At 60.6% G+C, this 26,530-nt stretch carries 26 protein-coding genes; 16 read left to right on the forward strand and 10 right to left on the reverse strand.

The features are described from left to right. Window positions 1-161: 161 nt before the first annotated feature. Both NBH21_RS07365 and NBH21_RS07370 read left to right on the forward strand, forming a co-directional pair. A complete protein-coding gene (locus NBH21_RS07365; protein WP_113437581.1) occupies window positions 162-1,769 on the forward strand; it encodes a fumarate hydratase in 1,608 nt (535 codons plus the stop codon). Between the two features lie 225 nt (window positions 1,770-1,994). Beyond that, a complete protein-coding gene (locus NBH21_RS07370; RefSeq protein WP_250916113.1) occupies window positions 1,995-3,065 on the forward strand; it encodes a GGDEF domain-containing protein in 1,071 nt (356 codons plus the stop codon). Between the two features lie 59 nt (window positions 3,066-3,124). Here the strand turns inward: NBH21_RS07370 and NBH21_RS07375 are convergent, their stop codons facing one another. Together NBH21_RS07375 and NBH21_RS07380 are read right to left on the reverse strand one after the other, a co-directional pair. After that, window positions 3,125-3,733: a pyridoxamine 5'-phosphate oxidase family protein gene (locus NBH21_RS07375; protein ID WP_250916112.1), complete on the reverse strand. Its 609-nt coding sequence runs from the start codon at window positions 3,731-3,733 to the stop codon at window positions 3,125-3,127. A 54-nt stretch (window positions 3,734-3,787) separates the two neighbouring features. After that, on the reverse strand, window positions 3,788-4,732 hold the full coding sequence (locus tag NBH21_RS07380) for an alpha/beta hydrolase (RefSeq protein ID WP_250916111.1): 945 nt from the start codon (window positions 4,730-4,732) through the stop codon (window positions 3,788-3,790). 49 nt (window positions 4,733-4,781) lie between these two features. Here NBH21_RS07380 and NBH21_RS07385 point away from each other — a divergent pair, with 49 nt between their 5' ends. Beyond that, window positions 4,782-5,249 carry a MarR family winged helix-turn-helix transcriptional regulator gene (locus NBH21_RS07385; RefSeq protein ID WP_250916110.1) on the forward strand — a complete coding sequence of 156 codons (468 nt, stop codon included), beginning with the start codon at window positions 4,782-4,784 and terminating at the stop codon, window positions 5,247-5,249. Window positions 5,250-5,277: 28 nt separating this feature from the next. On the opposite strand, the gene NBH21_RS07390 is transcribed toward NBH21_RS07385, so the two are convergent. Further along, window positions 5,278-5,640 (reverse strand): gamma-butyrobetaine hydroxylase family protein, encoded by a 363-nt coding sequence (locus NBH21_RS07390; protein ID WP_250916109.1) that lies wholly within the window; start codon window positions 5,638-5,640, stop codon window positions 5,278-5,280. 224 nt (window positions 5,641-5,864) lie between these two features. Here NBH21_RS07390 and moaA point away from each other — a divergent pair, with 224 nt between their 5' ends. Beyond that, window positions 5,865-6,854, forward strand: coding sequence for a GTP 3',8-cyclase MoaA (gene moaA, locus NBH21_RS07395; RefSeq protein WP_250916420.1), 990 nt, complete (start codon window positions 5,865-5,867; stop codon window positions 6,852-6,854). A gap of 44 nt (window positions 6,855-6,898) precedes the next feature. On the opposite strand, the gene NBH21_RS07400 is transcribed toward moaA, so the two are convergent. Further along, window positions 6,899-9,466 carry a methyl-accepting chemotaxis protein gene (locus NBH21_RS07400; protein WP_250916108.1) on the reverse strand — a complete coding sequence of 856 codons (2,568 nt, stop codon included), beginning with the start codon at window positions 9,464-9,466 and terminating at the stop codon, window positions 6,899-6,901. A 255-nt stretch (window positions 9,467-9,721) separates the two neighbouring features. Between NBH21_RS07400 and NBH21_RS07405 the strand changes: the two genes are divergently transcribed. Genes NBH21_RS07405 through mobB form a run of 3 tightly spaced genes read left to right on the forward strand, consistent with a single transcriptional unit; the run spans window position 9,722 to window position 11,815 of the window. Further along, window positions 9,722-10,633, forward strand: a complete 912-nt coding sequence (locus NBH21_RS07405; RefSeq protein ID WP_250916107.1) for a DMT family transporter — start codon at window positions 9,722-9,724, stop codon at window positions 10,631-10,633. Between the two features lie 13 nt (window positions 10,634-10,646). Further along, window positions 10,647-11,282, forward strand: coding sequence for a molybdenum cofactor guanylyltransferase MobA (gene mobA / locus NBH21_RS07410; protein WP_250916106.1), 636 nt, complete (start codon window positions 10,647-10,649; stop codon window positions 11,280-11,282). Then, a complete protein-coding gene (gene mobB, locus NBH21_RS07415) occupies window positions 11,279-11,815 on the forward strand; it encodes a molybdopterin-guanine dinucleotide biosynthesis protein B (protein ID WP_250916105.1) in 537 nt (178 codons plus the stop codon). Before mobA ends, mobB begins: the two co-directional genes overlap by 4 nt. Window positions 11,816-11,896: 81 nt before the next feature. Here the strand turns inward: mobB and NBH21_RS07420 are convergent, their stop codons facing one another. Continuing rightward, the gene (locus NBH21_RS07420; protein WP_250916104.1) at window positions 11,897-14,227 is read right to left on the reverse strand and encodes an OmpA family protein; all 2,331 of its coding nucleotides are present in this window, start codon (window positions 14,225-14,227) and stop codon (window positions 11,897-11,899) included. Between the two features lie 363 nt (window positions 14,228-14,590). Here NBH21_RS07420 and NBH21_RS07425 point away from each other — a divergent pair, with 363 nt between their 5' ends. From NBH21_RS07425 to NBH21_RS07460, 8 genes are all read left to right on the forward strand, one after another. After that, a complete protein-coding gene (locus tag NBH21_RS07425; RefSeq protein WP_250916103.1) occupies window positions 14,591-15,364 on the forward strand; it encodes an ABC transporter substrate-binding protein in 774 nt (257 codons plus the stop codon). A gap of 113 nt (window positions 15,365-15,477) precedes the next feature. Next, window positions 15,478-16,281 (forward strand): ABC transporter permease, encoded by an 804-nt coding sequence (locus NBH21_RS07430; RefSeq protein WP_250916102.1) that lies wholly within the window; start codon window positions 15,478-15,480, stop codon window positions 16,279-16,281. Beyond that, window positions 16,278-17,108, forward strand: coding sequence for an ABC transporter permease (locus NBH21_RS07435; protein WP_250916101.1), 831 nt, complete (start codon window positions 16,278-16,280; stop codon window positions 17,106-17,108). The genes NBH21_RS07430 and NBH21_RS07435 overlap by 4 nt, the downstream gene beginning before the upstream one ends. 227 nt (window positions 17,109-17,335) lie before the next feature. Continuing rightward, the gene (locus NBH21_RS07440; RefSeq protein WP_099058124.1) at window positions 17,336-17,602 is read left to right on the forward strand and encodes an usg protein; all 267 of its coding nucleotides are present in this window, start codon (window positions 17,336-17,338) and stop codon (window positions 17,600-17,602) included. Between the two features lie 106 nt (window positions 17,603-17,708). Continuing rightward, window positions 17,709-18,524 (forward strand): class I SAM-dependent methyltransferase, encoded by an 816-nt coding sequence (locus tag NBH21_RS07445; protein ID WP_250916100.1) that lies wholly within the window; start codon window positions 17,709-17,711, stop codon window positions 18,522-18,524. A 256-nt stretch (window positions 18,525-18,780) separates the two neighbouring features. Further along, complete coding sequence (locus NBH21_RS07450) at window positions 18,781-19,677, forward strand: LysR substrate-binding domain-containing protein (RefSeq protein WP_250916099.1); 897 nt, start codon at window positions 18,781-18,783, stop codon at window positions 19,675-19,677. A 265-nt stretch (window positions 19,678-19,942) separates the two neighbouring features. After that, complete coding sequence (locus NBH21_RS07455) at window positions 19,943-20,815, forward strand: NAD(P)-dependent oxidoreductase (protein WP_250916098.1); 873 nt, start codon at window positions 19,943-19,945, stop codon at window positions 20,813-20,815. Next, the gene (locus tag NBH21_RS07460; protein ID WP_250916097.1) at window positions 20,812-21,504 is read left to right on the forward strand and encodes a DNA alkylation repair protein; all 693 of its coding nucleotides are present in this window, start codon (window positions 20,812-20,814) and stop codon (window positions 21,502-21,504) included. Before NBH21_RS07455 ends, NBH21_RS07460 begins: the two co-directional genes overlap by 4 nt. A 21-nt stretch (window positions 21,505-21,525) precedes the next feature. On the opposite strand, the gene NBH21_RS07465 is transcribed toward NBH21_RS07460, so the two are convergent. The 3 genes from NBH21_RS07465 to NBH21_RS07475 all read right to left on the reverse strand — a co-directional run bounded on the left by NBH21_RS07465 (window position 21,526) and on the right by NBH21_RS07475 (window position 23,330). Continuing rightward, a complete protein-coding gene (locus NBH21_RS07465) occupies window positions 21,526-22,014 on the reverse strand; it encodes an Lrp/AsnC family transcriptional regulator (RefSeq protein WP_099058128.1) in 489 nt (162 codons plus the stop codon). Window positions 22,015-22,078: 64 nt separating this feature from the next. Further along, window positions 22,079-22,705, reverse strand: coding sequence for a uracil-DNA glycosylase family protein (locus NBH21_RS07470; protein WP_250916096.1), 627 nt, complete (start codon window positions 22,703-22,705; stop codon window positions 22,079-22,081). 61 nt (window positions 22,706-22,766) lie between these two features. Next, complete coding sequence (locus tag NBH21_RS07475; protein WP_250916095.1) at window positions 22,767-23,330, reverse strand: thermonuclease family protein; 564 nt, start codon at window positions 23,328-23,330, stop codon at window positions 22,767-22,769. Between the two features lie 122 nt (window positions 23,331-23,452). Here NBH21_RS07475 and NBH21_RS07480 point away from each other — a divergent pair, with 122 nt between their 5' ends. Beyond that, a complete protein-coding gene (locus NBH21_RS07480; protein ID WP_250916094.1) occupies window positions 23,453-24,985 on the forward strand; it encodes a sensor histidine kinase in 1,533 nt (510 codons plus the stop codon). A gap of 24 nt (window positions 24,986-25,009) precedes the next feature. On the opposite strand, the gene NBH21_RS07485 is transcribed toward NBH21_RS07480, so the two are convergent. Further along, window positions 25,010-25,420 carry a diacylglycerol kinase gene (locus tag NBH21_RS07485; RefSeq protein WP_250916093.1) on the reverse strand — a complete coding sequence of 137 codons (411 nt, stop codon included), beginning with the start codon at window positions 25,418-25,420 and terminating at the stop codon, window positions 25,010-25,012. Further along, on the reverse strand, window positions 25,417-26,433 hold the full coding sequence (gene cobT, locus NBH21_RS07490) for a nicotinate-nucleotide--dimethylbenzimidazole phosphoribosyltransferase (RefSeq protein WP_250916092.1): 1,017 nt from the start codon (window positions 26,431-26,433) through the stop codon (window positions 25,417-25,419). Before cobT ends, NBH21_RS07485 begins: the two co-directional genes overlap by 4 nt. Between the last annotated feature and the right edge of the window lie 97 nt (window positions 26,434-26,530).

Consider the following 26,530-nt stretch of genomic DNA (forward strand, 5'->3'; position numbering starts at 1 on the left):
GCCTGACCGTCCCGACGAACACGTTACCGGCGGAAACCATGCCTTAAGGGGAAGGTTTTCGCCGGTCACCGAACGACTTTAGAACCATTGCAAAACGGGCTTTCCGGGACTAGACCGGCGTGCGAAATGCGCTTCCGCACATCGTCCAGAAAGGCTCCGCAATGGCTGACGATCTTTTCCCGCTCGGCGAAGATAACACCTCCTATCGCAAGATCACCTCCGACTACGTTTCCACGACGACGTTCAACGGCAAGGAAATCCTGACCGTTGAGCCGGAAGGTCTGCGTCTCCTCGCGGAGACGGCCCTTGCCGATATCAACCACCTGCTGCGCCCGGGCCATCTGAAGCAGCTCGCCTCGATCCTCGAAGATCCCGAGGCGACCGACAACGACCGTTTCGTTGCCTACGATCTGCTGAAGAACGCCAATATCGCCGCGGGCGGCATCCTGCCCATGTGCCAGGATACCGGAACTGCGATCGTGATGGCCAAGAAGGGCCGCCGCGTCTGGACCGAAGGCGGCGACTATGAAGCGCTGGCCGCCGGCGTACGCGACGCCTATGAGAAGAAGAACCTGCGCTACTCGCAGCTTGCCCCGATCAAGATGTTCGAGGAGAAGAACACCAAGACCAACCTGCCAGCGCAGATCGACATCTACGAGGAAGGCGACGACGCCTACAAGTTCCTGTTCATGGCCAAGGGCGGCGGCTCGGCCAACAAGACCTTCCTTTATCAGGGCACGCCTTCGCTTTTGACCCATGACCGCATGATCGATTTCCTCAAGGAAAAGATCCTCACCCTCGGCACGGCAGCCTGTCCCCCCTACCATCTGGCCATCGTCATCGGCGGCCTGTCGGCGGAAATGAACCTGAAAACGGTCAAGCTCGCCTCCGCTCGCTATCTCGACAACCTTCCGACCGAAGGCTCGGAAAGCGCCCACGCCTTCCGCGATCTCGAGATGGAAAAGGAAATCCACAAGCTCACCCAGCAGATGGGTGTCGGCGCTCAATTCGGCGGCAAGTATTTCTGTCATGACGTCCGCGTCATCCGCCTGCCGCGTCACGGCGCCTCGTTGCCGATCGGCCTCGGCGTCTCCTGTTCCGCCGACCGCCAGGCGGTCGGAAAGATCACGAAGGACGGTATTTACATCGAACAGCTCGAGACCGATCCGTCGAAATACATGCCGGACATCGATGAAACGGCGCTTTCCTCCTCGGTGGTCAAGATCGATCTCAACCAGCCGATGAGCGCCATTTTGGCCGAGCTGACCAAGCACCCGGTCAAGACCCGCCTGTCGCTCACCGGCACGATTATCGTCGCTCGAGACCTCGCGCACTCCAAGATCCGCGAACGTCTTGAAAAGGGCGAGGGCATGCCGGACTACATGAAGAACCACCCGGTCTATTATGCCGGACCGGCGAAGACCCCGACCGGTTACGCCTCCGGCTCTTTCGGCCCGACGACGGCCGGCCGCATGGACAGCTACGTCGACCAGTTCCAGTCCTTCGGCGGCTCCATGGTCATGCTCGCCAAGGGCAATCGCTCGCGCGCCGTTCGCGAAGCCTGCAAGAAGCATGGTGGCTTCTATCTCGGCTCGATCGGCGGTCCGGCCGCCCGCCTTGCCCAGGACTGCATCAAGAAGGTGGAAGTGCTCGAATATCCGGAACTCGGAATGGAAGCCGTATGGAAGATCGAGGTTGAGGATTTCCCCGCCTTCATCGTCACCGACGACAAGGGCAACGACTTCTTTCAGGAGTTCAACCTCGGCTGACGTTCCACGGTACCATTAAGCAAAAGGATGCGGCGCTGCAGTGCCGCATCTTCCAGCTGTCCCCAGCAACCCTTTGAAAACCAAAGGATGAAAACGGATTTCGCAGCGCAGCACGAAATCTGACCAACAAGTTTTGGGGTAGCGGATGTTAAAGCTTTTCAAACAATTTTAGTCCAACAATGTATTGGGGATGACAAATCCAAAGACATCAACTGGAGTTCGCCGATGAGCACGGCAACGACGCCCAAGGGACAGGTTCCCGACGTTGCGGCGCAAATCACATATGCCATGCGGACGATGGGTGTAGCGCCTATCCCCCGCAATTATGAGCTTTTCTATGAAGCTTATATCGGCTCGAACCCTTCATTGACCCGCGAACTGGCTGCGCTTGGCAGCCGCGCCACCCAGGACGAACTGGATGCGCTGGGTCAGCAGTATTTCGGCAATCATCATCAGAGCCGGGTCATCGAGACCGCACATTCGAGGATCGTTACCGAGCTCGATGGCCTTCTGCGCCTGCTGAAGCAGGAGCAGAACTCGCTCGAAAGCTATAACAAGCTGCTGGGCGAGACCTATACCCGCATCAACTCCAAGAGCAGCACCAGCGCGGACATCCTGAGAAGCGCGATCTCGATCCTGACCGAGGCCACCGGGGACACGATGGCACACGGGGAACAAACGGCCGAGAAATTCAGCCAGAAATCCCAGGAAATGGATCAGGTCCGCAAGGAACTGGATGAATACAAGCGCATCGCCAATACCGACTCGCTGACGCGTATCGCCAACCGCCGCGCCTTCGACGAGCGCCTGGCTGCGATCTACGATACCTCATCCACCAGCTCGCTGACGGCTCTGGTGCTGGCAGATATCGACCACTTCAAGAAGATCAACGACACCTATGGCCACCCTGTCGGCGACAAGATCCTTGCGACCGTCGCGACGGTGATCCGTTCGAATGTCCGTAAGGACTGTTTCGTGGCCCGCACCGGTGGCGAGGAATTCGCCATCATCATCGACGGCAATACGGCCGAAGAGGTCAACCAAATGTGCGAGCGCGTGCGCAACGCACTCGAAACCACGCCCTTCAAGAATTCGAAGACCGGGGTCAATTACGGCCCCATCACCATGTCGCTCGGCTTCTGCATGTCGGGCGAAGCTGAAGACCCGGGCGAACTCTACGCGAAATCCGACATCGCGCTCTATTGCGCCAAGAATGCCGGTCGTAACCGCACCAAGTATTACGAGGACGGCATGAAGAAGGATTTCACCAAGAGCTGGCTGATCTACAAACGGTAGGCAGCGTCGGTCGGTCCCGCGCGGCGCGACGGGGCGCGCCTGCCTCACCAATGCGCAGCTTACCACATGGTCTTTGCTGCGCGCGCCGGCCATTCCCGATCATAGGTTTCCTTGTCGAAATCGGTCTTCGCCGCCTTCAGCAAGTCACCGGGAGTCGGCAGGCTCTTCGGATCGACAAAGCTCTCAGGGTTCCAGAGATCGGCGCGCATGATCGCCCGCGCGCACTGGAAATAGACCTCGTGGATGGTAACCAGCACCACCGTGCGCGGATGTTTTCCATCCATCTCGAAGCTTTCCAGCAAAGCCGCATCGACGGAGATCACCGCCTGGCCGTTGACCCGGATCGCCGTGTTCGAACCGGGAATGAGGAACATCAGCGCAACGCGCGGGTCCCGGACGATATTCAGCAGCGAATCGATGCGATTGTTGCCACGCCAGTCAGGCAGCGCGAGCGTCTTTTCGTCCTCGACCCGAACGACCGATCCGCGGTCGCCGCGCGGCGAACAATCGAGCCCCTCCGGTCCGGAGGTTGCGAGCGCCATGAAGGGAGCGATTTCGATCATACGGCGATATTCCGCCGTGAGGCTGGCTGTCACCTTGGCGATCGACGCCTCGGACACGCCGTCATAGATCTTTTTCAGCTCTTCAGGGCTGCGAATGATGGACATGGAACCTCCCGGTACAGCCTGTCATATGGCCTGTCGCACTAGGTCCGTTTCGTATCAGAATGATGACACGTCGCGAAGCGGTTCGGGCGAGTTCTCGACCACCGAAAGGGAAACCTCGGAGCCGCAAAGAAACCGGCTCGTTGCGGCAATCACTTCCGGCGCGCTGACGATACGCCGGTGACCGTAACCGTTTGCCCAGAGATGCTGCACCTTGTCCGATATGCCGAGATAGCGCTTGGCATGCTCCACCCGCACTTCCTTGTCGTCCTCGGCATGAATAACGAGGAGCGGCCGATCCAGGCGCCTTGCAATGGGCACCGCGTCATAGGCCTCGACCGGAGCTCCGGTCATGGTCTGCGAATACGTGGCGAGAAGTTCGCGCGCTGCACTACCAAGCCCCACGTGATCAGCGAAATCACGCATGACGTCGGTTATCCGCGACGGAGAACCGATCAGCACCATCCGCCCGGCATTGAAGGCGGGAACGCAGCCGAAAATTCCGCCCGACGCCGTCATCAGGCTCGCACCGCCAAAGGAATGGCCGACGGCTCCATCGAACGGCCCGAACTGCGCCTGCGCCGCAACGATCGCCTCCGCTGCCCGCCGCATATCGAGAAGTCGCCCGGACGAACGACCGTGACCGGGCAGATCCAGCAGGACCACTTCCGCACCGCTCGCCTGAAGCCCGGAAGCGATCTCCGTCAGATATTCCGCCCGCGCGCCCCATCCATGCACCACGAGAATCCGCCGCGGCGCCGCTTCTCGCGAGGACAACCGGTAGGCACTGACGAAACCGCTGCTGGTCGGAAGCGTGATTCTCTCCGCCAGGGAAAGCCGTTGCTCACCAGCGGCAAACACCGCCTTTGCCTTGTCGCCCTTCGGCTTCCTCGAAGGCGTCACGCAGAAGAGCCGGAAAGCCAGCCTCGCGGCGATATCCGGGGAGACTCGTCCAAGCACAGAGAAACCGGCACGGGTGACCTTGATGGCAAAGGATGGCATAGTCTGGATATCCGTGATAAAGTTCAATCATGAACAATAAAGTACAGCGATGAACAAAAATCAAGTCCTGCCCTGGGATCATCCTCGTTTCAAGAGCTGGATCGCCGTCGGCCGCGCCTGCCAGTTGATGCAGCAAGCCCTGACGCGGGCGTTGGCGGATCTGGAAATCAAGCCGCCGCACCTCGACATTCTCGTCAATCTCTATCGCTTCGAAGGGATTTCGCAGCAGGAACTGGCCCGCAAGCTGCTGGTCGGCCGCTCCAACATGAGCATGCTGCTGCCGCAGATGGAAAAGCGCGGACTGCTGGAGCGCCGAGCCGATCAGAAGGACAAGAGAGTGCTGCGGCTCTATTTGACCGAATCGGGACGCGAACTGACCGGCCGGGCCATGGTCATTCAGACCGACATCATCGAGAAAACGCTCTCCGCGACGCCGATCGAGGATTGCCGGGCCATGGCGGAAAACATGGAAAAACTGATCACACGGCTTCAACAACAAGAGGTCATCGGTGCTTAAGCCGGCCCTCAGCTACGACTGAAAGCACTCAACGGGGATCGCGGCTCAAGCCCTTTGCGGCAAGTTCACCTTCATATTCGGCAAACTTCTCGGCACCGCTCAGCCCGAGTTCGTGCAGATAGCTCCAGGTGAAGATTCCGGTGTCATGACCGTCGTCAAAACGGATCCGGACCGCGTAATTGCCGGTCTGGACCATATCGGAAATGGCGACATTCCGCTTGCCCGGCACTGTGACCTTCTGGTCGGGGCCATGCCCCTGAACCTCAGCGGAGGGCGAAAGCACGCGCAACATTTCCGCCGGCAGGACAGCTTTCGTCCCGTCGTTGAAGGTCACCGTCAACAGCCTGCGATCCTTCGAGACCTTGAGTTCGCTTGGCCAGACATCGCTCATCGTCATGCTCCACCATCGGATTTCGAACAGACAGTTAGGCATCGCGGTCTTGCAGCGCAAGACATTTTGATGAATAGCAACCGTCCGTATAGCTTGACGCAATTCCCTGAAATACCCATCCTATTAGGAAGAACCGGTATTATTGCAAAAACCGGGAGGTTCCGTTGAATTTCAAAGCAGGTCCATGGCCGAACGCATCGGCTCTGGTCGACAGCAGCGCCCCCATGATCGACCCGTTCGGCCGAGCGGTGACCTATCTGCGCGTGTCGGTGACGGACCGCTGCGATTTCCGCTGTACCTATTGCATGGCGGAAAACATGACCTTCCTGCCGAAGAAGGACCTGCTGACGCTCGAGGAGCTGGACCAGCTCTGTTCCGCCTTCATCGCCAAAGGTGTTCGTAAGCTGCGCCTGACGGGCGGGGAACCTCTTGTGCGCAAGAACATCATGTTCCTCGTCAGAAGCCTCGCTCGCCATCTTGAGTCAGGCGCGCTCGACGAACTGACACTGACGACGAACGGATCGCAGCTTGCCCGCTTTGCCGACGAGCTTGCCGCATGCGGCGTTCGCCGCATCAACGTGTCGCTCGACACCCTCGATCCCGACAAGTTCCACGCGATCACCCGCTGGGGCGATCTCGGCAAGGTGATGGAAGGCATCGCCGCCGCTCAGCGCGCCGGCATCCGGGTCAAGCTCAATGCCGTCGCGCTCAAGGACTTCAACGAGCACGAAATCCCGGACCTCCTGCGCTACGCCCATGCCAACGACATGGACCTCACCCTGATCGAGACCATGCCGATGGGCGAAACGGACGAAGACCGCACGGACCAGTACCTGCCGCTTTCGACCGTGCGCGAGCGCCTGTCGCAGAACTTCACCATGACCGATATTCCGCTCTCGACCGGCGGCCCTGCGCGCTACGTCGATGTGGCGGAAACCGGCGGACGCCTGGGCTTCATCACACCGCTGACCCATAATTTCTGCGAAAGCTGCAACCGGGTGCGCGTGACCTGCACCGGCACGCTCTACATGTGTCTCGGCCAGAATGACGCCGCCGATCTCCGCATGGCCTTGCGGGCCTCACCGGATGGTGCCTTCCTTTCGACCGCCATCGATGAGGCCATCGGCCGCAAGCCCAAGGGGCACGACTTCATCATCGACCGCGACCACCGCCGGCCGGCCGTCGCCCGCCACATGAGCGTCACCGGCGGCTGAGCACTTTGGAATTCAGCATCCTGGCGCCGGTTTCGCTCCTGCCCTCAGGCGCTCCGCCGCATCGCTATGTCCTCATGGCGTCGCTCGTTTGCACCGAGCAGATGCTGGCTGGCGAGGTCGCGGGTCTTGAACTGGTCGATCTTCGCCATCAGCACTTCGACGCGATGGCGCAGGCCTTGGATTTCGGCGTTGTTCTCTTCCACCATCGCCGCGTTGCGCTGGGTGATGAGTTCCACGTCCTTGACGGCCTTGGTCACTTCGCTGATGCCGGTCGACTGTTCGCGGGTGGCGGACGATATGCCTTCGACCAGAGTCTGTACTTCCTCGACCTGATCGATGATTGCCTGCAGCGCCTCGCCCGTCTGTTCGACCAGCGAGACACCCGACTTTACCTGCCCGGAACTGACCGAAATCAGCCCCTTGATTTCCTTGGCGGCGCTTGCGCAACGCTGGGCAAGTTCCCGAACCTCCTGGGCGACCACGGCAAAGCCGCGTCCCGCCTCGCCTGCCCTTGCAGCCTCGACGCCGGCATTGAGCGCAAGCAGGTTGGTCTGGAAGGCGATTTCGTCGATGACGCCGATGATCGTCGAGATCTTTTCCGACGAACGGCTGATTTCGGCCATGGCTTCCACGGCATGGGTGACGACCACTCCCGACTGGCGGGCATGGTCGCGCGCCAGATGGACCGACTGCGCGGTACGACCAGCACCGTCCGCCGTCGAGCGCACCACATCGCTGAGATGTGCCAGAGCCCGTGCGCTTTCTTCAAGCGCCGCCGCCTGCTGTTCTGTACGACGGGCGAGATCGTCCGCCGAAACTGCAAGATTGCCGGTGCCGGCGTCGATATCGACGCTGGTGGAGCGGACATCCGCAAGGGTTGCCCGCAACGCCTCGACGGCATGGTTGTAGGTCTCGGCCATGGCGACGAAATCACCCGGCAGGTTGTCGCGCATGGTAACCTCGAGGTTACCAGCCGCCAGCGCCTCCAGCACTTCCGAAAGGGCATCGAGCGCCGACCGCTGCTCGGCTTCGATCTGTTCGCGCTCGCGGGCACGCTGCTCGGCTTCCTTCGCGGACATCGTTCTGGCGCTTGCAGCCTCATCCTCGAGTCTGCGGTTTTCGACTGCCGCATCGCGGAAGACCGTGACGGAACGCACCATATCGCCGATTTCGTCGCCACGATTGCGACCCTCGATCGGCACCGCGAGATCGCCGCCTGCAAGCCGCGTCATGACCTCGGTGATGCGCTTCAGCGGCGCGCGCAGCGTCTCGATCAACATAAGGCCGCCGACGATCGCAAGCAGCGTACCGACGACCATGGCGATGACGGAAATCGAGGCGGACCGTTCGCTGTCTTCCTTGCCGATCTCCTGCGCATGGCTGACGAAATCGCGCAGTGAGGACATAGCCTTTGAAACGTGCTCGGATGCGGTCGCCCGCTCCTTCCGCCAGGTTTCGTCGAGAGCCAGAAGCGATGCGGACTGGCTTTCGATCGCAGCCACATGCGGCTCGATCTTCTTGGCGAAGTCGCGCAGCGCACTGTTCTTCGCACCAAGCGCGGAAATCTGCTTGCCCGCGCCGGAGAGAGCCTTCAGGTCTGAAAGAACCTGCTGCCGGGAGGCATCGTCGACCACGGCACGCATCCGCTCCGAATGCAGGCGCAGGGCATCGATACCGATCGCGGCGGTATCGACCAGTTCCATGAGTTCCTTCTGATCAGCAACAAGCTTGTCGAGACCGACGAAACGGTCGGAAGCGACATCGGTATTCTTGGCGGCCTGCAGGGTGAGCTTCTGCTCGATGCCGACCAATTCCGAAAGCTGTCGGCCAAGCGCCTGGGCCTTGGCGTCATCGCTGTCATTGCCGGCAAGGATAGCATCGAGCCTGGACACGGCACCGGCCACCTCGGCAATCGTCGGCTTGCTCTTCGGCGAAGTGATGGATTCGGCGCGTGCCAGTTCCTTGGCGATGGCGCCCATGTAGAGGCGCGCCTCATCCAGCTGCTCGGTCGGAGTGAACGCCATCTGCACGCCGGCGCGCATCTTGCCGAGCTTGTCGACCAGCCCCTTGAAAGCCGAGCTGTCGAACAGCAGTTCCTTGGCGAACTGTTCCTTCTCGGTGAATTCCTTGCGGACGAATTCGACCTGCTTCTTGATCTGACCGCCTTCGGTCTCGATGGCGGCGAGGCTCGCCTCGATCGAAGCGTCGAGATTATCCCGTTCGGTCTTGTTCGCCCACATCGCGTCGAGTTGTACGCGCATCTTGTCGGCGAGCGCCCTGAGATCGCCGAGTTCCGCCTTGGCTGCCTGCTCGGCCAGCACACCGTCGAGAACGCCGAGACCGCTTTCTTCCGCGGAAATCGCCGCGATCAGCGCCGAACGGCTCTCTTCGGACGGATCGATCGTGAATTCCTGCAGCGCCGCCTGCACCTTCTCGAGATCGCTGATATTGCCGATCGTCGCGCGGGTCACCGTCATGTGGCCGTTGAGCATGGTTGCCGTGTGGTAACCGAGCAGTCCAACCCCGGCCATCAGGATAACAAGCGGCACGACGAAGAGAAGAACCTTCGTGACGATGCGGCGGCTTTGCAACAGGCGGTCAATGAAACTCATGCGATCCTCGAAAAAGAATTCTGTCAAATCTTCTGGCGTATCATGATCTATGCCCGGCGAGGCGGGCCGAATCCGCAACAGGCGGGGATTGCGAAACTGTCCCGCCACAAACTTGAACAATCGTTAAGCTCGCCTCCGCTTTCTTAAGTATCGACGCGTTTTTAGCGCTTCGGAGAGTTTTCCTGTGTGGAAAACCGGGTATCCGCCACAACCGACTTCGGATAGAAGGGGCCTCCAGCTTCTCAGGATTCTTCAATGGCTCTGTCCAGCAATACTAAGGGCGCCCTGCTGATGGCGGCCTCCATGGCCGGCTTCACCATCAACGACGCACTGACCAAGGCGGTAACGCCCTATATGAATGTCGGGCAGATCATGCTCCTGCGCGGTGTCATGACGACGATGCTGGTCTATCTGATCGCCCGCCGGATGGGAGCGCTTGTCCATATCCGCTCGCTCATCCAACCGCTGGTGCTGCTGCGCATCCTTTGCGAAACGCTTTCGACCATCGCCTATCTCAGCGCCCTGAGGCAGATGCCGCTCGCCAATGCATCCTCAATCCTGCAATCGCTGCCGCTCGCTGTGACGCTCGGGGCCGCGCTGTTTCTCCGTGAACCGGTTGGCTGGCGGCGATGGACGGCGATCATCGTCGGCTTCATTGGCGTGCTCATCATCATCCGCCCCGGCCCGGAAGGTTTCACCCATGCCTCAATCTACGTGGTGTTGAGCGTATTCTTCGCGGCGTCCCGCGACCTGGTGACAAAGAAGATCGACACGGCCATCCCCTCACTCAGCGTGACGCTTTCCACCGCAGTTGGCATCACCCTGACCGGCGCAGTGCTTGTCGTGCCGTTTGGCGGCTGGCAGCCGGTCAGCGGGACCAATTTTGCGACGCTGGCGCTCGCCTCCGTCCTGCTCTTTGTCGGCTATCAATCCATCATCATGGCAATGCGCACCGGCGAAATCTCATTCATCGCTCCCTTCCGCTACATGAGCCTGCTCTGGGCGGTCGTGCTTGGAATGGTCCTCTTCGGCGAAGTTCCCGACGCCTGGATGATGACCGGCGCAGCTATCGTCATCGGCTCCGGCCTCTACACCTTCTATCGCGAGAACAAGCGCAAGATCAGAAACCCGGTCGGACAGCAGTCCCAGCCGGGATCCCCCCTGTAAAGGCAAAGAGGCCATGAGCGAGCCGCAGACAGCACAGTCTTTCCCGGCGCTGATCCTTGCTGGCGGCCTTTCGCGGCGGATGGGTCGGGACAAGACGGTGGTCAACCTCGCCGGAAAGCCGATGATCGCCCATGTCGTCGACCGCTTGAGACCGCAGGTGTCAAGCCTCGCCGTCAATGCCCCGCCGGGCGCTCTTCCCGAAATAGGCATCCCTGTGCTGCCGGACACCGTTCCCGGCCACGCCGGCCCCCTCGCAGGCGTTCTGGCCGGGTTGATCCATGCGCGGGAAAGCATGCCAGAGGCATCCCATCTGCTGACTGTCCCCGCCGACACACCTTTCCTGCCAGTGGACCTGACCGCGAAAATGACGGCCAACATCGAGCCGGGGCGGATCGTCGTTGCGACCTCGCTCGGCCGCATCCATCCGGTCGTCGCTCTCTGGCCCATTTCGCTGGCGGATGATCTTGAAGAATGGCTGGGCGACCCGGATAACCGCAAGCTTCAGTCCTTCATTACCGGCTATCCCTCCGTGACCGTCGATTTCCCGCCGGTCGAAACCGCATCAGGCCCTCTCGACCCGTTCTTCAACGTCAACACGCCTGATGACCTCGCCCGCGCCGAACAAATCCTGAAGGAACGCCGCCCATGACAGAGGAAAAGCCGACAGGCGGACCACGCATCTTCGGAATTTCCGGCTGGAAGAATTCGGGCAAGACGGGACTGGCTGTGCGCCTGGTCGAGGAATTCACCCGGCGCGGCTACCATATCTCGACCATCAAGCATGCCCATCATGATTTCGACATCGACAAGGTCGGCGCCGACAGCTACCGCCACCGTCAGGCCGGAGCCCACGAGGTGGCGATCGTGTCGGGAACCCGCTACGCCATCATGCACGAACTGCGCGGCGCACCCGAACCGTCATTCGACGAGATCGTCACCCGCATCGCCCCCTGCGACCTGATCCTCATCGAGGGCTACAAGCGGGAAGCAGTTCCGAAGATCGAAGCCCGACGACTGGAAGCGGCAAAGCGCGAGCCGCTCGCGCCGTCCGATCCGCACATCGTCGCCATCGCCGCCGACCATCCTGTGGACGATACAACCCTCCCCGTCTTCGATCTCGACGACACAAATGCGATCGCCGATTTCATCGCCGGCATCACGGGCCTGCCGCCCAGGCAATAACCTTTGTCAGCACCCAGGGTCCCCAAATGAAAAGGCCGCCGGATCGTCTCCGGCGGCCTTTCTTTTCAATCGATCCACCGTTTAGCGGTTGGCGACGCCTGCGGGGCGAACCAGCGGCGTTACGCGACGGATGGTCACGCGGCGGTTCTGCTGTTCGGCAACCTGCGTGCGGATCTTCAGGTAGCGTTCACCGTAGCCCTGGGTCGACATGTTTTCCGGCGGGATGCCGTAAACCTCGGTCAGGAGGTTCGCTACGGTCTCGGCGCGCTGGTCCGAAAGCACGAGGTTCGAACGGTCAGAGCCCACGGCGTCGGTGTGCCCCTCGATGAGGAAGACCTCGCCCGGGTCCTTTTGGAGAACCTTCTGCATCGCATCGGCCACCTTGCGCAGCGTCTTCGCCTGGGCGAGCGGCACTTCCGCCGACCCTGAGGGGAAGGTGATCGTATCGAGGTCGATACGACGCACCTTGTCACGCAGACGGGCCGACGACTTCACTTCGTCCAGCGAGTAGACACGCTCGACGCGCTCGACTGGCGGACGGGCGAGGAAATCGTAGTAATCGCGATCCGGCGCGTTCGACATCGTGACGATATAGTCGTTGACGGGAACGGTCAGGCGCATCGGCGGCAGATCATAACCGACATCCACATAAACACGCGGATGTTCGCTGTCGGCTTCGGGCGAGTAGACCAGCACATATTCCTCGCCATCCGGCGTGAAGCGCGAACGCAGGATGATGTCGCCGTAACGGTTATAGATCGTGACCAGACGCGAGCCGTCGCCACGTTCGATCGTCTCGCGGGAGCGACCACGCGACAGCTGCTCGTAATAGGTCTCCTGAGCATCATAACGCAGGCGCGGACGGTCGTCGCCACGAACGACGACCTGATTGCCGACGTTGATGACGGTGCGGTTGTCGATCTGCTCGATAACCTTGACCTGATTGACCACGTTGTTCTGAACGTTGTTCGTGACGTGATTGTTGTTGGTCGTATTATTGGTCGTGTTGTTCGTCACGTTGGTCACATTGGTGACGTTCGTGATGTTGTTGACCACGGTCGTCGGGACCTGGAAAGTCGGGGCGGCATTAAGCTGCTTGCCCTTTTCCTCGGCGGCGGCCTCGATCACCTTCGCCTCGAACTTCGGAGCGTCGGCCTGTGCGGCGGCATCGCTTTCCGGCGGAGCAGCAACTGGAGTTTCCTCGCGGGCCTGGGTGCGGACATCGCGAACATCGGCCTGGCCGCTGTTGTCCGCATCCTTGTCGCTATCGAGCACGGCGGCACCGTTATCGACCGGAAGAACCACGGTTTCGGCGGTCTTCGCCGGATCCTCGGCGATCTGCTGCTTCTGTTCTTCGGTCCGGGTATCAACGACTTCAGGAACCACGACCTCGGCAGGCGGCTCCACAGCTGGAACAACGACCTGCTCGCCAACGGCCTGTCCATCCTGCACCGGTTCGCCGGCAGGCTGACCAGCGGACTGATCGGTCTGCGGCTGCGCGGGCGCTTCACCCTGCGTCGTATCCTGCTTGGGCTGCTCGGTCTGCGGCTGTTCCGCGGGAGCCTGTTCCGCCGGGGCGGCTGTCTGTGCCGGCGGGCATGCGTCAGCCGAAGCAGCCTGCGAACCATCGGTGCAGGTAACGGCCTCGGCAGCAGCAGGCTGCTGGGCCTGCTGTTCGGCGGCTTTCTGAGCGTCTTCGGCTGCCTTCTGCTCGGCCGCCTTTTGAGCTTCTTCGGCGGCCTGCTGCTCGGCAGCCTTCTGGGCTTCTTCGGCGGCCTGCTGCTCGGCAGCCTTCTGGGCTTCTTCGGCGGCCTGCTGCTCGGCAGCCTTCTGGGCTTCTTCGGCGGCCTGCTGCTCGGCAGCCTTCTGGGCTTCCTCAGCGGCCTGCTGTTCAGCGGCCTTCTGGGCTTCTTCGGCTGCCTGCTGTTCAGCGGCCTTCTGGGCTTCCTCGGCGGCCTGCTGTTCGGCGGCCTTCTGGGCTTCTTCGGCAGCCTGTTGCTCGGCAGCCTTTTGGGCTTCTTCGGCGGCCTGCTGCTCGGCAGCCTTCTGGGCTTCTTCGGCAGCCTGCTGTTCAGCGGCCTTCTGGGCTTCTTCGGCGGCTTGCTGTTCGGCGGCGCGCTGTGCTTCTTCGGCGGCCTGCTGCTCGGCCGCGCGCTGCGCTTCCTCTGCTGCCTTCTGCTCGGCCGCGCGCTGGGCGTCGATAGCATCGCAGGCGGACTGATCGGCAGCCTGGCTGCCGTCGCTGCAGGTCACGGCAGCCTGGGCAACGAGAACACCGGATTGTTCGATTGCCGAACGGGCGGCTTGATCCGCAGCGCGGGAAACGGCCGAAGCCGATACCGGCTCCACCATGACCGCGGCCGACAGGACCGGCAACGCGACCGTCGCGAACAGTTTAGATCTCAACTTCATATCACCTTCCTTACGAAGCGTGTCTCCACGCGGGTCTGGGAGAAGCATTGTCGAAACGGCAATTTTGTGTCGGTGCCGTTCTCCCCCGCTCCCGATCGGACAGAACCTAATTTTCGGCAAATTAACCTTGGCTGAACGAAAAAGTTCGCGCGTTACACTTCAGGTTTCTCGTTCAGCCGCTGATTCCCTGAGACTGTAACAAAAGGGCTTGCTCATGCAATTTTTGCGACAGTTACGTGTTTACTGTTGATTTTCGGGAGAAAAGGGTAGGAATATCGCCTCAGGTTCGGCATTCGGAATGCCGTACTTTCCGGTTCAGCGCGGGCATCACAACCGCGCGGACAACCAACAGAGAGGATCTTCATGCGTATCGCCACCCGTTTTCTTGCTGCTGCCTCGATCGCCGCGCTGTCGCTTTTTGCCGGCTCCGCAATGGCTGAAGACAAGCTGATCATCGGAACCGAAGGCGCCTACCCGCCCTTCAACAACCTCGAATCGGACGGCTCGCTCGTTGGCTTCGACATCGACATTGCCAAGGCGCTCTGCGATGAGATGAAAGTCACCTGTGAATTCGTGACCCAGGACTGGGACGGCATCATCCCGGCGCTTCAGGCCAAGAAGTTCGACGCGATCATCGCCTCGATGTCGATCACGCCGGAACGCCTCGAGAAGGTCGACTTCTCCAAGAAGTACTACAACACCCCGCCGGCGATCGCCGTGCCGAAGGATTCCCCGATCACCAAGGTCGAGGAACTGAAGGGCAAGGTACTCGGCGCGCAGTCCTCGACCACCCACTCGAATTACGCTGAAAAGCACATGCCCGATTCCGAGCTGAAGCTTTATCCGACGGCCGACGAATACAAGCTCGATCTCTCGGGCGGTCGTGTCGACGCCGTCATCGACGATATCGTCGTGCTTTCGGAATGGGTGAAGTCCGACGCCGGCTCCTGCTGCAAGATCCTCACCCCGCTGCCGATCGACCCCGAGATCAACGGCGCCGGCGCAGGCATTGCTGTCCGCAAGGGCGAAACCGCGCTTGCCGACAAGTTCACGACCGCGATCGCAGCCATTCGCGCAAACGGCAAGTATAAGGAAATCAACGCCAAGTACTTCGATTTCGACGTTTACGGCGATTGATCCCCTGAAAAACTGAAGTCATGGATGGCGGAAGACGCGTTCTTCCGCCATTCTCATATCCGGATAAACCGGAAAAATAAGACGCGGTACAAACCGCCAAGGGGAATTTTGGCATGAGCGGAGTGTTTTCCGCCCTCGGATCATTGTGGTCCTGGACTCAATATGCGTTCGATCCGTTCTGCGGACCGGTTGGGATATATTCCCTCTTCGGTGGATCATCGCTGGTTTCCTGCGGTATCGCAGGTTGGGGCGATGAGATCGCCTTCGGCGTCAAGGTAACGGTCACGCTGGCGCTGGCCACCCTGCCCTTCGGCCTGCTGATCGGCTTTCTGGTGGCTCTGGCCATGCAGTCGCAGGACAGGGCGCTGCGGCTGGCGGGCGGCATCTACACCACGATCTTCCGCGGCCTGCCCGAACTGCTGACGCTCTTCATCATCTATTACGGCGTCCAGATGGTGATTCAGGGACTGCTGGCATGGATAGGTTACGACGAACGCGTCGAGATCAACGCCTTCGTCGCCGGCATGATCGCGCTTTCCGTCGTGTTTTCGTCCTACTGCTCCGAGGTCCTGCTCTCGGCATTCCGCGCCATTCCCAATGGGCAGTATGAGGCGGGCGATGCCGTTGGCCTGCGGCGCGTCACCACCATGCGCCTCGTGATCCTGCCCCAGCTCATTCGCATCGCCTTGCCTGGCCTCGGCAATCTCTGGATGAACCTCCTCAAGGACACGGCCCTCGTCTCCGTCATCGGCCTGACCGACATCCTCCGCCAGACGGGCGTCGCCGCCAAGGTGACCAAGGAACCTTTCGTGTTCTACGTACTCGCCTGCGCGCTCTATCTCGTTCTGGCCATGCTGTCGTCGATCGTCATCAGCGCAATCGACCGCTCGACCAGACGTTCGGAGGCAGCCCGATGAGCCATGTCAGCGAACTCATCCCGCCGCGCCCCGCGCCTCCGCAGGTATCGCGCCGCGTCACGAAGAGCCATATCATCGGCGTCGCGGGACTGGCCATCTGGCTTCTGCTCGCAGCCGGGCTTGTTTACATGATGATCTCCAACTGGGACACGGACAAGTTCGTCAAATACGGACCGCGTTATCTGTCCGGCCTTCTCACGACTGTTATCCTCGTGGTCGTCTCGGTCCTGCTGGGAGCAATCCTATCGGCACCGATCGCCTATGCCCGCATGTCGAAAAACCGGGTGCTGAACTCTGTTTCCTACGCCTATGTCTACCTTTTCCGCGGCACGCCGCTGCTCGCCCAGATCTATCTGATCTACTACGGCGTCGGATCGTTCCGGACAGGAATCGAGTCCGTCGGCCTCTGGTGGTTCTTCCGCGAAGCGTGGAACTGCGCGCTTCTGTCCATGACGCTCAATACCGCCGCCTATCAGGCCGAGATCCTGCGCGGCGCGATCCAGAGCGTGCCGCGCGGACAGACGGAAGGCGCGAAATCACTCGGTCTTCCGCCCTCGGTGACGTTCTGGAAGATCATCCTGCCGCAGGCGCTGATCGTCGCGCTTCGCCCCTATGGCAACGAGATCATCCTGATGATCAAGGGATCGGCCGTCGTCGCGGTCGTCACCGTTCTCGACCTGATGGGACAGACCCGCTACACCTTCTCGCGCACCTTCGACTATCAGGCTTACCTCTGGGCGGCAGTATTCTACCTGTCGATTGTTGAAGCCATGCGTCACGCATGGGGATGGATGGAAGCCCGCCTGACGCGGCACCTGAAACGCTGAACCGCCTTTTCCGCTCGGAAACATCGTTGGCAGCACTCTTCCATCGAGGCTGCCAACACTCTGTTTTAAATGGAAAAAATCCGATCATGACAGTTTTGTTAAGCCTCGATTAAGGCTGATAGTCTTATTGTTTTGTTAACCGTGTTTCACGGCACGGCCACCGGCCTCGCCGAAGCGGAAAACCGCCGGCCCCGGTTCCTTCAAAGTGGGAACAAAACGAGGTTGCGATGAACCAGGACATGGAACTTATGCTCAAGGGCTACGGCCTGACGACTGCCCAGATACTCTATCGCCTTCCCGACCACCCGACATTCCTCCAGACCTACATCTGGCAGCATTACGATCTGGCGCCGGATTTTCCGGAGATGCGGACATTCCTGCAATTCTGGCAGGAGAAGCTGGACGGCCCGCTGCATTCGGTCCGCTACGTGCACAAGAAGATGATCGCGGCAAACGAATGGCGCGCCCTGAAAGGCGAGTTCATCCTGCACTGACGGCAGTAGAAATACCGCGCTGATTGCAAATGACGGCCCGAACGGCTAGAGGCAGTCGAAAATGGCTGCCGGCTGGCGGTGGTCGGATGCAGCGGAGCGGTATGCAATGGCCAAGATTGACGAAGAAGCCCTGGCGGAAGCGTATAACCGTGCGCTCGCGCTCGAAAAGGCCGGCGACATCGACGCAGCCGTAAAAGCCTATGAGGAAGTTCTGGCGATCGATCCGGAAGACCATGGCGGCGCCTCGGTTCGTATCGCATCGCTCGGACGCGGCGACGCGCCGCCCAAGGCGCCGGATGCCTATGTCGAAACCCTGTTCGACCAACATGCGGAAGCCTTCGAGGATATTCTTGTCGAGCAGCTCGGCTATGCCGTGCCGGTGCTTGTTCGCCAGCGGCTGCAGGAGCTCGGCCTCGGCCCCTTCAAGCGCATGCTGGACCTCGGCTGCGGAACCGGCCTGACGGGCGGAACCCTGCGGGACATGGCGGAAGACATTACCGGTCTCGACATCTCCGAAAACATGGTCGAAATCGCCCATGAAAAGGATCTCTACGAGACCCTCTACGTCGCCGAGGTCGAGGATTTCCTTGAAGATAACGACGACGAGCCCTTCGACCTGGTCACCGCGACCGACGTCCTGCCCTATCTTGGTGCCCTGGAGCCGCTGTTCTTCGGTACGGCTGAAAACATGGTCGAGGGCGGCATCTTCGTCTTCTCCTCCGAGACACTGCCCGAGAACGTCATGGCCGGCCGCCCCTATATGGTCGGCCCGCACCAGCGCTTCGCCCATGCGGAAACCTATGTCCGCGAACGGCTCACTGCCACCGGCTTCGAACTGGTGGAAATCTCCGAGATCAACGTGCGCATGCAAGACGGCCATCCGACACCCGGACATCTGGTGATCGCACGCCTGCGCGGCTGACATTCTTCGTACCGACTTTCTCCTCCTCTACGACGGGAGCGTGATCGACCCAGTATTCGTCCGGATACTCATGGCACCGCGAGCGGCTGATACCGGATGACTGGCCAGACGGTTGGAACGTCAAGATACGAATGAGTTCGAGATAAATTTCGATGATGGTGGGCATGGCATTTTCTCCTTTGCCCGCCATCTCAACCCACTTGCGCCCTCTTCTCAAACGAGCTTATCGTGCACCTCAATTGACTTGAGGTTATGGATGAAGCGTGGTCGCCTGCCCCTGACGGCATTGAGAAGCTTCGAGGCGGCGGGCCGTCTCGGAAGCTTCACCGCGGCCTCTCTGGAACTTTATGTCTCGCAGGCCGCCATCAGCCGGCAGGTCCGCGAACTGGAGACGATCCTCGAAAAACCGCTCTTCGAACGCGGTCATCGGCGGGTGACACTCACACTGTCAGGCCGCCAGCTGCTGGAAAGCCTGACGACGGCCTTCGACAGCATTGCTATCACGCTGGACGAGATCGCTGGAGAGCCACGGCGGCATGCACTGGTGATCAGCAGCGAGCCGGGCTTTGCCTCAAGCTGGCTCGCGCCGAACCTTCGCCGCTTCAACGCCGCCTATCCCGATATCGACCTCACTGTGGACTCCGATCAGCGCCTGATCGATTTCAGGAACAGCGGAGCCGAAATCGCCATCAGGCACAGCATCGACCGTGACGCATGGCCGCGCACCGAAGCGCGCAGATTGATCGACGTCATGCTGGTCGCCGTTGCGGCCCCGGGCCTTCTCTCGTCCGGCCCGCCCATCTTGACGGCCAGGGACATCCTCGGCCGTCCGATACTTCACGAAGAAAACCGCGACAACTGGCAGAACTGGCTTTCTGGGGTGGGCGTCCGCACCAAGGTGCCGGCCGGTCCCGTTTATACCGACAGCGCGCTGGTGCTTCAGGGTGCCTTGCGCGGGGATGGCATCGCGCTGGTGGACCGCCTTCATGCGGAAGAAGCAATGCAGAACGGATCGTTGGTGCAGCTGTTCGACCACGCCCTGCCCTTCGGCGCCTTCTGGATCGTCGCCCGCGATTTCGATCACCTTTCGAAACCCGCCACTGCCTTCGTCGACTGGCTCGAAACATCGATTCGACAGCAGGTCGCCGATTAGAGCGCCGTGCGTCCATTTGGACGCACAAGGGACGCTCCAACATCTTGAATCCACGCATCGAGCTTTCCGAAAATCGATTCCGATTTTCGGGCCGATGCGCTAGTTGCGTGTGAGAAACGATCAGCCCGCAGTCGCTGGTTAATATCGGCTCACCACAGGCAGCGGACACGCAATCCGCTCGCAATTTCCCGGCCTGTCAGACCCAAAAGCCTTTCCCGCGTGCCATTCTTCCGTTAATCGAAAGGCACAAGCTTAGGAGAACAGCATGGCAAAAGTGGCATTTATCGGTTTGGGCGTCATGGGATACCCGATGGCGGGACATCTTAAGACCAAGGGCGGCCACGAGGTAACGGTCTATAACCGTACCGCCGCAAAGGCCGAGAAATGGGCCGCCGAATTCGGCGGCCGCGCCGCACCGACGCCGGCCGCAGCAGCAGCCGATGCCGATTTCGTCTTCACCTGCGTCGGCAATGACGACGACCTGCGTTCGGTAACGATCGGCGAGAACGGCGTGCTTTCCGGCATGAAGGCCGGCGCCATCCTGATCGACAACACCACGGCCTCGGCCGAAGTGGCGCGCGAACTTCATGCTGCCGCGAGCGCCAAGGGCTGCAACTTCATCGATGCCCCGGTCTCGGGCGGACAGGCTGGTGCAGAAAACGGCGTACTCACGGTCATGTGCGGCGGCGACGAAGTCACCTTCGAAAAGGTCAGGCCGGTCATCGACGCCTATGCCCGCATGGTCGGCCTGATGGGCCCGGTCGGCGCCGGCCAACTCACCAAGATGATCAACCAGATCTGCATCGCAGGTGTCGTTCAGGGCCTCGCCGAGGGGATTCACTTTGGCAAGAAAGCCGGCCTGGACATTGAAAAGGTTGTGGAAGTCATCTCCAAGGGCGCTGCCGGCTCCTGGCAGATGGAGAACCGCCACAAGACCATGAACGAGGGCAAGTACGAGTTCGGCTTCGCCGTCGACTGGATGCGCAAGGACCTCGACATCGTCCTCACCGAGGCACGCCGCAACGGCGCGAACCTTCCGGTCACTGCACTGGTCGACCAGTTCTACGGCGAGGTTCAGCAGAAGCTCGGCGGCAATCGCTGGGATACCTCCTCGCTTCTCGCCCGGCTCGAAAAATGACGCTCCCGCGCGCTGCCACGACATCGGAAATCGTTGCGCATCTTCAAACGCTGCGCAGCGATAGCAATGTCGAGGGCATGTCGCGCTTCGGGATTGCAACGGAAACCGCGCTCGGCATCTCCAATCCCGACCTGCAAAAATTGGCGAAATCGATCGGGCGCGACCACGGCCGCGCCCTTGAACTCTGGAAGACGGGCCTGCGTGAGGCACGCATGCTGGCAATCTACACCGCCGATCCCAAGGTCATGACCAAGGCCGAGGTGGAGGATTGGGCCGCGGACTTTGCCTCCTGGGAAATCGTCGATGCAGCAGCCGATCTCCTGACGGAAACCCCTTACTGGCGCGAACTCATCAAGCAATTCGCCGAAGACGACCGGGAATTCGTGCGCCGTACCGCCTTTTCCATGATCGCCGGGGCGACGGTTCACAACAGAAGCGAGCCGAATGAGGCCGTGATAGCCTACCTGCCGCTGATCGAACGTCATGCAGGCGATGAGCGCAATTTCGTGAAGAAAGCCGTGAACTGGGCTCTGCGCAATATCGGCAAGCGCAATCGGAGCTGCCACGGTCCCGCATTGGTGCTGGCGGAAAAGCTGGCCGCCAGCGATGACAGGACTGCGCGATGGATCGGTAAGGATGCGCTTCGCGAACTGTCCAGCGACAAGATCCTCGCGAAGCTCAAGCCCTGAAGGGCGCCTAAGCGCGACCTCTCAGTCTTCCGAGGACTTCTGGTTGTCGATCAGCATGTAGTCGAGCGGCAGTTCCGTCGTGTACTTGATCTGCTCCATGGCGAAGGCAGAGGACACGTCACGGATCTCGATCTTGGCGATGAGCCGCTTGTAGAAGGCATCATAGGCGGCGATATCCGGCACGACGACGCGCAGGAGATAATCGACATCGCCGCTCATGCGATAGAATTCAACCACTTCGGGGAATTCCGCGACCACTTCGGAAAAACGCTTCAGCCATTCTATCGAGTGGCTCGAAGTGCGCACCGACACGAAAACGGTGACCTTCGTGTTGACCTTTGCAGGATCGAGCAGAGCGACGCGGCGACGGATGACACCATCTTCCTCCATCTTCTGGATACGGCGCCAGCAGGGGGTCGTCGACAGGCCGACCTTCTTGGCGAGATCGGCGACGGCCAGTGTGGAGTCTTCCTGAAGGATACGGAGAATTTTTCTGTCGAGTCGATCCATGCTCTCACCTTTCGAATATTATTCTCCATATAAAGGAAAAATCCTTAAAGCAAAGAAAATTGTTTCAGGTTGCAAGCCTATCCACTTCCCGACGCAGGACGGGCAGGACGTCCGCCTCAAACCACGGATTACGCTTCAGCCAGGCGGTGTTGCGCCAACTCGGATGCGGCAGGGGCAGAACTTTCGGCCCTTCCGTATTGGCGAGCAGAAAGTCGCGCCAATGCTCGACCGTTTCCGTCATCGTCTTGCGCCGCCTGCTGCCGAGATGCCAGGTCTGGGCATACTGGCCGATCGCCAAAACCAGCTCGACCTGCGGCATTGCCGCGATCACCGTCGACCGCCACTGCGGCGCACATTCACGCCTGGGCGGCAGGTCATGCCCCTCGGCATCATAACCTGGAAAACAGAACCCCATAGGCACGATCGCAAAACGGGACCGGTCATAAAACACGTCACGGCCAACATTCAGCCATTGCCGCAACCGGTCGCCCGAAGCGTCGTTGAACGGAATGCCGCTCTGGTGAACCTTCATTCCGGGCGCCTGACCGGCAATCAGGATTCGCGCCGTCGCGGAGAGATAGGCGACCGGTCTCGGCTCATGAGGCAGTCGTTTAGCCTCCCCGCCCGCCGGACAGTCACGACAGATCCGACAGCTCGCTATGGCATGCTGCAGTTCTTCAGGCGTGGCCATAGAAAGACCTGCTCGTTGGAAAAATTTGTGAAGGCTTTGTACCGGGACTCGTGACCATGCCTCAGTTGACACCGAGCCACTGACGGAGAAAAGCGAAAAAGTCGACAGCTGGTTCAGGCTCCTCCGCCCGGTGGATGCGCCGCCACTCCTGAGGCCGGGTGAACGGCCCTCCCCAGACCCCAAGCCGCTCGCGCCGCGCCTTCGCCTCTTCGGCCTCGTAATCCCCATAGGCAACCGCCAGCCCCTCGCCGACCAGCATGGCCCCCACATCGCCATCCGCCGAGGTTCGGCAACGCGCGAGTTGACGCCGATAGCGATCCGTCTGACTGCCCCGACAGGTAAGGGCCTTCATCTCAGCGATTTCCGCAAGCCTCGTTCGCGAAGCGGCTCCGCAATCCCAGACAGCAGCTGCCTCCCCGCAGGACTGACCGGCCTCCGGCGCGTCGATACCCTCAAGCCGCAACCTGTCATGGCCGAGCGCAAGCGTATCTCCATCGACAACGAAAAAGCGTCCGGAAAATTCCGTTTCCTGCCGCCGCTCAAGCTTCGCCACGATCAGCAGGCCGAGCACCAGCATGCAGAAACCGACGACAAAATCCCGCAAAATACGCCATGAACGCTTCACATTTCGGCCCATTTCGAAAACGAAACCTTTTCGATCATGGCAAACAAAACCTTTTTCGACAGTATCTTCTTAAGAAATGACTATTAAGCTCGCGTCACCAAGGAGACATGAATTTCCGAAATATGAGTACAGGCGTATCGACATCGACGGACAAGAATATCGTCGACCTCTCGCGCAGCCATCGCAACAAGGCTGTCGCGAAGGCTGTTCGCACGACTCGTGAACGGTTGCAATCGAACGGCGGCATCCCCCAGTTCGAAAGCGAAATGCTCGGCATGCATGTTAGCGCCACACTGCAGGCCGCTGCGGTTATACCGATGATCGTCCTTATGGTCACCGGTATCGGCACCTATATAAGCCACCAGGCGAACCTGGTGATGTGGACACTGCTGACACTGGTCGTCCATGCGCTCAACATCGTCATCACCCGCCGGGCAGCATCGCAGTCCTTCTCGGTCGAAAACATCGTCAAATGGCGGCGGCGCCTGCTGGCGGGTCAGGCTGCAATGGGCGTCTGTTGGGCGCTTTTCTCGCTTCAGGCCTGTTCCGCCTGCGAAGGCGATGCCTTCATCTTCTACAAGGGCGCCGTGCTGCTGATCGTGCTGTCCATCACGGCAATGTCGAACATGCTGCTGAGACAGGCCGTGCTTTTCGGCTTCCTCCCGACTGTCGCAGCCCTCGTTTACAACGCCGCAGGCAGCCGCGATGTGCTGGACATCGGCCTGACGGCGATGTTCACAACCGCCCTCGTCTTCTTCATCTACATCACTGGCCGTCTCTACCAGACAAACGTCAAGCTGCTCTCCTTCCAGACAGAAAAGGACGACCTGATTGCTGAGCTGGAGGTCGCGAAGTCGCTTTCCGACGAGGCCCGCCGCCGCGCCGAAGAAGCCAACCTCGCAAAATCACGCTTCCTTGCGTCGATGTCCCATGAGTTGCGCACACCGCTGAACGCCATTCTCGGCTTTTCCGAGGTAATGGCGACGGAGGTTCTCGGCCCGCTGAACAACCCGCTCTACAAGGAATATTCGGGCGATATCCATCGCTCCGGCCAGCACCTGCTCGATCTCATCAACGAGATTCTCGACCTTTCGCGCATCGAGGCCGGCAAATACGACCTGAACGAGGAAACTGTCTCCCTGCTGGAGCTCGCGGAAGACTGCGTGGGCATGGTCCAGCTTCGCGCCAAGGCGAAGAACATCAGCATCGACGAGCAGTTCGAACCGAAACTGCCGAGTGTGTGGGCCGATGAAAAGGCCATTCGGCAGGTCATCCTCAACCTGCTGTCCAACGCCATAAAATTCACACCGCAGAACGGCGAAATCCGCGTCAAGGTCGGCTGGACGGCCGGCGGCGGACAGTACGTCTCGATCCGCGATAACGGTCCGGGTATTCCCGAGGAGGAAATCCCCGTCGTGCTCTCAGCCTTCGGTCAGGGCTCCATCGCCATCAAGAGCGCCGAACAGGGCACCGGCCTTGGTCTCCCCATCGTGCAGGCGATCCTCGCCAAGCACGGCGGTGAGTTCAAGCTGAAGTCAAAGCTGCGCGAAGGCACGGAAGTGATTGCGATCCTGCCGGCAAGACGCGTGCTCGAAAGCCTGCCTGCCGTCACCGAGGCCCATGCGGTCGAACCGCGCCGGCGCCATTTCGCCTGAACAATTCAGGCGATTCGGCATCGCTCAATCGATAAAAGCCCGGAAGATGACGACATAGGTTACGTAAAGCCCGTTTGCCACCAGCAGGCAGAAAACGGCAAATGAACCAAGGTCCTTGGCGTTGCGGCCAACGGTCGAAATCTCCGGAGAGATCCGGTCGACCAATTCCTCGATGGCCGTATTGAGCGCCTCGATCGAAAACAGGATAGCCATCAGCACGACGAAACCAAGGAATTCGACAAGGCTCGCGCCGACGATGGCAAACAGCACGAGACCGGCACCAAGCGCAAGCAACTCATGCCGGAAGGCGGATTCCTGTACCAGCCGTCGGAAACCCTGCATGGAATATTGGCCGGCAGCAAAGAGGTGCGCGACCCCCGTCTTTTTCTCGAAGGTCTCGCTGGCCGGCTCTTGGTTTTCGTCGTTACGCGTCATTCTTTGTTGGACACCCCGGCCGACGCGAAAGTCGCCATTCCCGAGTGGCAGGCCGCAGCAGCCTTGACGATACCGGCGGCAAGTGCCGCACCGGTGCCTTCGCCGAGCCGCATGCCGAGCGCCAGAAGCGGCGTCTTGCCAAGCTTCTCGATCGACTTCAGGTGACCGGGCTCGCCGGAAACATGACCGATCAGGCAATGGTCGAGCGCGGAAGGATTGGCAGCCTTCAGCAGAGCCGCAGCCGAGGTCGCGACGTAACCATCGATCAGGACTGGAATCTTCTGCATGCGGGCGGCAAGGATGGCGCCAGCCATGGCGGCGATCTCGCGACCACCAAGGCGGCGCATGATTTCCAGCGGATCATCAAGGTGGTCCTTGTGGAATTCGACAGCAGCGTTGACCGCCTCGATCTTGCGGCGAAGCACCTCGCCCTCGGAACCGGTTCCGGGGCCGACCCATTCCTCGGCGGTGCCGCCATAGAGCGCAAGATGGATGGCGGCTGCGATGGTCGTGTTGCCGATGCCCATCTCGCCGATGCACAGAAGGTCGGTGCCACCGGCAATCGCCTCCATGCCGAAAGCCATGGTGGCAGCGCAATCGCGCTCGGACAGCGCCGGCTCGCAGGTGATGTCGCCCGTCGGGTAGTCGAGCGCCAGATCAAAGATCTTCAACCCGAGGTCATAGGTGGCGCAGATCTGGTTGATCGCCGCACCACCGGCCGCGAAATTCTCCACCATCTGCTGGGTCACGGAGGACGGATAGGGCGTGATCCCGTGCTTCGTCACACCGTGGTTGCCGGCGAAGATCGCAACGAGCGGGCGATTGACCGCCGGCGAACGACCGGTCCAGGCGGCGAGCCACATGGCGATCTCCTCAAGGCGGCCGAGAGCGCCCGGCGGCTTGGTCAGCTGCCGGTCACGATCACGCGCGGCAACCAGCGCAGCCGTATCGGGGCCGGGCAATTCGCGCAGCAGGACACGGAAATCATCGAAAGGCAGGCCGGTCACGGTCATCGGCAGAGATCCTTGTGGTCTTCTCGGAAATCGGTTTTGCCTCTAATACTGACCCCGTCGACCCGCAACAACCGAAAAAGCGCTGTTTGCCGTCGTC

Source organism: Ciceribacter sichuanensis, assembly GCF_024055605.1.
In the GTDB taxonomy this organism is placed as follows: Bacteria; Pseudomonadota; Alphaproteobacteria; order Rhizobiales; family Rhizobiaceae; genus Allorhizobium; species Allorhizobium sichuanense.

Excerpts from the sequence above, each read along its gene's own strand:
- NBH21_RS07400 (WP_250916108.1), bottom strand. The coding sequence starts at position 9,466 with ATGAGTTTCATTGACCGCCTGTTGCAAAGCCGCCGCATCGTCACGAAG.
- NBH21_RS07425 (WP_250916103.1), top strand. The coding sequence starts at position 14,591 with ATGCGTATCGCCACCCGTTTTCTTGCTGCTGCCTCGATCGCCGCGCTG.
- NBH21_RS07450 (WP_250916099.1), top strand. The coding sequence starts at position 18,781 with ATGAAGCGTGGTCGCCTGCCCCTGACGGCATTGAGAAGCTTCGAGGCG.
- NBH21_RS07430 (WP_250916102.1), top strand. The coding sequence starts at position 15,478 with ATGAGCGGAGTGTTTTCCGCCCTCGGATCATTGTGGTCCTGGACTCAA.
- moaA (WP_250916420.1), top strand. The coding sequence starts at position 5,865 with ATGATCGACCCGTTCGGCCGAGCGGTGACCTATCTGCGCGTGTCGGTG.
- NBH21_RS07460 (WP_250916097.1), top strand. The coding sequence starts at position 20,812 with ATGACGCTCCCGCGCGCTGCCACGACATCGGAAATCGTTGCGCATCTT.
- NBH21_RS07390 (WP_250916109.1), bottom strand. The coding sequence starts at position 5,640 with ATGAGCGATGTCTGGCCAAGCGAACTCAAGGTCTCGAAGGATCGCAGG.
- NBH21_RS07380 (WP_250916111.1), bottom strand. The coding sequence starts at position 4,732 with ATGCCATCCTTTGCCATCAAGGTCACCCGTGCCGGTTTCTCTGTGCTT.
- NBH21_RS07375 (WP_250916112.1), bottom strand. The coding sequence starts at position 3,733 with ATGTCCATCATTCGCAGCCCTGAAGAGCTGAAAAAGATCTATGACGGC.
- NBH21_RS07465 (WP_099058128.1), bottom strand. The coding sequence starts at position 22,014 with ATGGATCGACTCGACAGAAAAATTCTCCGTATCCTTCAGGAAGACTCC.
- NBH21_RS07455 (WP_250916098.1), top strand. The coding sequence starts at position 19,943 with ATGGCAAAAGTGGCATTTATCGGTTTGGGCGTCATGGGATACCCGATG.
- NBH21_RS07485 (WP_250916093.1), bottom strand. The coding sequence starts at position 25,420 with ATGACGCGTAACGACGAAAACCAAGAGCCGGCCAGCGAGACCTTCGAG.
- NBH21_RS07405 (WP_250916107.1), top strand. The coding sequence starts at position 9,722 with ATGGCTCTGTCCAGCAATACTAAGGGCGCCCTGCTGATGGCGGCCTCC.
- cobT (WP_250916092.1), bottom strand. The coding sequence starts at position 26,433 with ATGACCGTGACCGGCCTGCCTTTCGATGATTTCCGTGTCCTGCTGCGC.
- mobB (WP_250916105.1), top strand. The coding sequence starts at position 11,279 with ATGACAGAGGAAAAGCCGACAGGCGGACCACGCATCTTCGGAATTTCC.
- NBH21_RS07480 (WP_250916094.1), top strand. The coding sequence starts at position 23,453 with ATGAGTACAGGCGTATCGACATCGACGGACAAGAATATCGTCGACCTC.
- mobA (WP_250916106.1), top strand. The coding sequence starts at position 10,647 with ATGAGCGAGCCGCAGACAGCACAGTCTTTCCCGGCGCTGATCCTTGCT.
- NBH21_RS07365 (WP_113437581.1), top strand. The coding sequence starts at position 162 with ATGGCTGACGATCTTTTCCCGCTCGGCGAAGATAACACCTCCTATCGC.
- NBH21_RS07440 (WP_099058124.1), top strand. The coding sequence starts at position 17,336 with ATGAACCAGGACATGGAACTTATGCTCAAGGGCTACGGCCTGACGACT.
- NBH21_RS07445 (WP_250916100.1), top strand. The coding sequence starts at position 17,709 with ATGGCCAAGATTGACGAAGAAGCCCTGGCGGAAGCGTATAACCGTGCG.
- NBH21_RS07420 (WP_250916104.1), bottom strand. The coding sequence starts at position 14,227 with ATGAAGTTGAGATCTAAACTGTTCGCGACGGTCGCGTTGCCGGTCCTG.
- NBH21_RS07385 (WP_250916110.1), top strand. The coding sequence starts at position 4,782 with ATGAACAAAAATCAAGTCCTGCCCTGGGATCATCCTCGTTTCAAGAGC.
- NBH21_RS07470 (WP_250916096.1), bottom strand. The coding sequence starts at position 22,705 with ATGGCCACGCCTGAAGAACTGCAGCATGCCATAGCGAGCTGTCGGATC.
- NBH21_RS07370 (WP_250916113.1), top strand. The coding sequence starts at position 1,995 with ATGAGCACGGCAACGACGCCCAAGGGACAGGTTCCCGACGTTGCGGCG.
- NBH21_RS07435 (WP_250916101.1), top strand. The coding sequence starts at position 16,278 with ATGAGCCATGTCAGCGAACTCATCCCGCCGCGCCCCGCGCCTCCGCAG.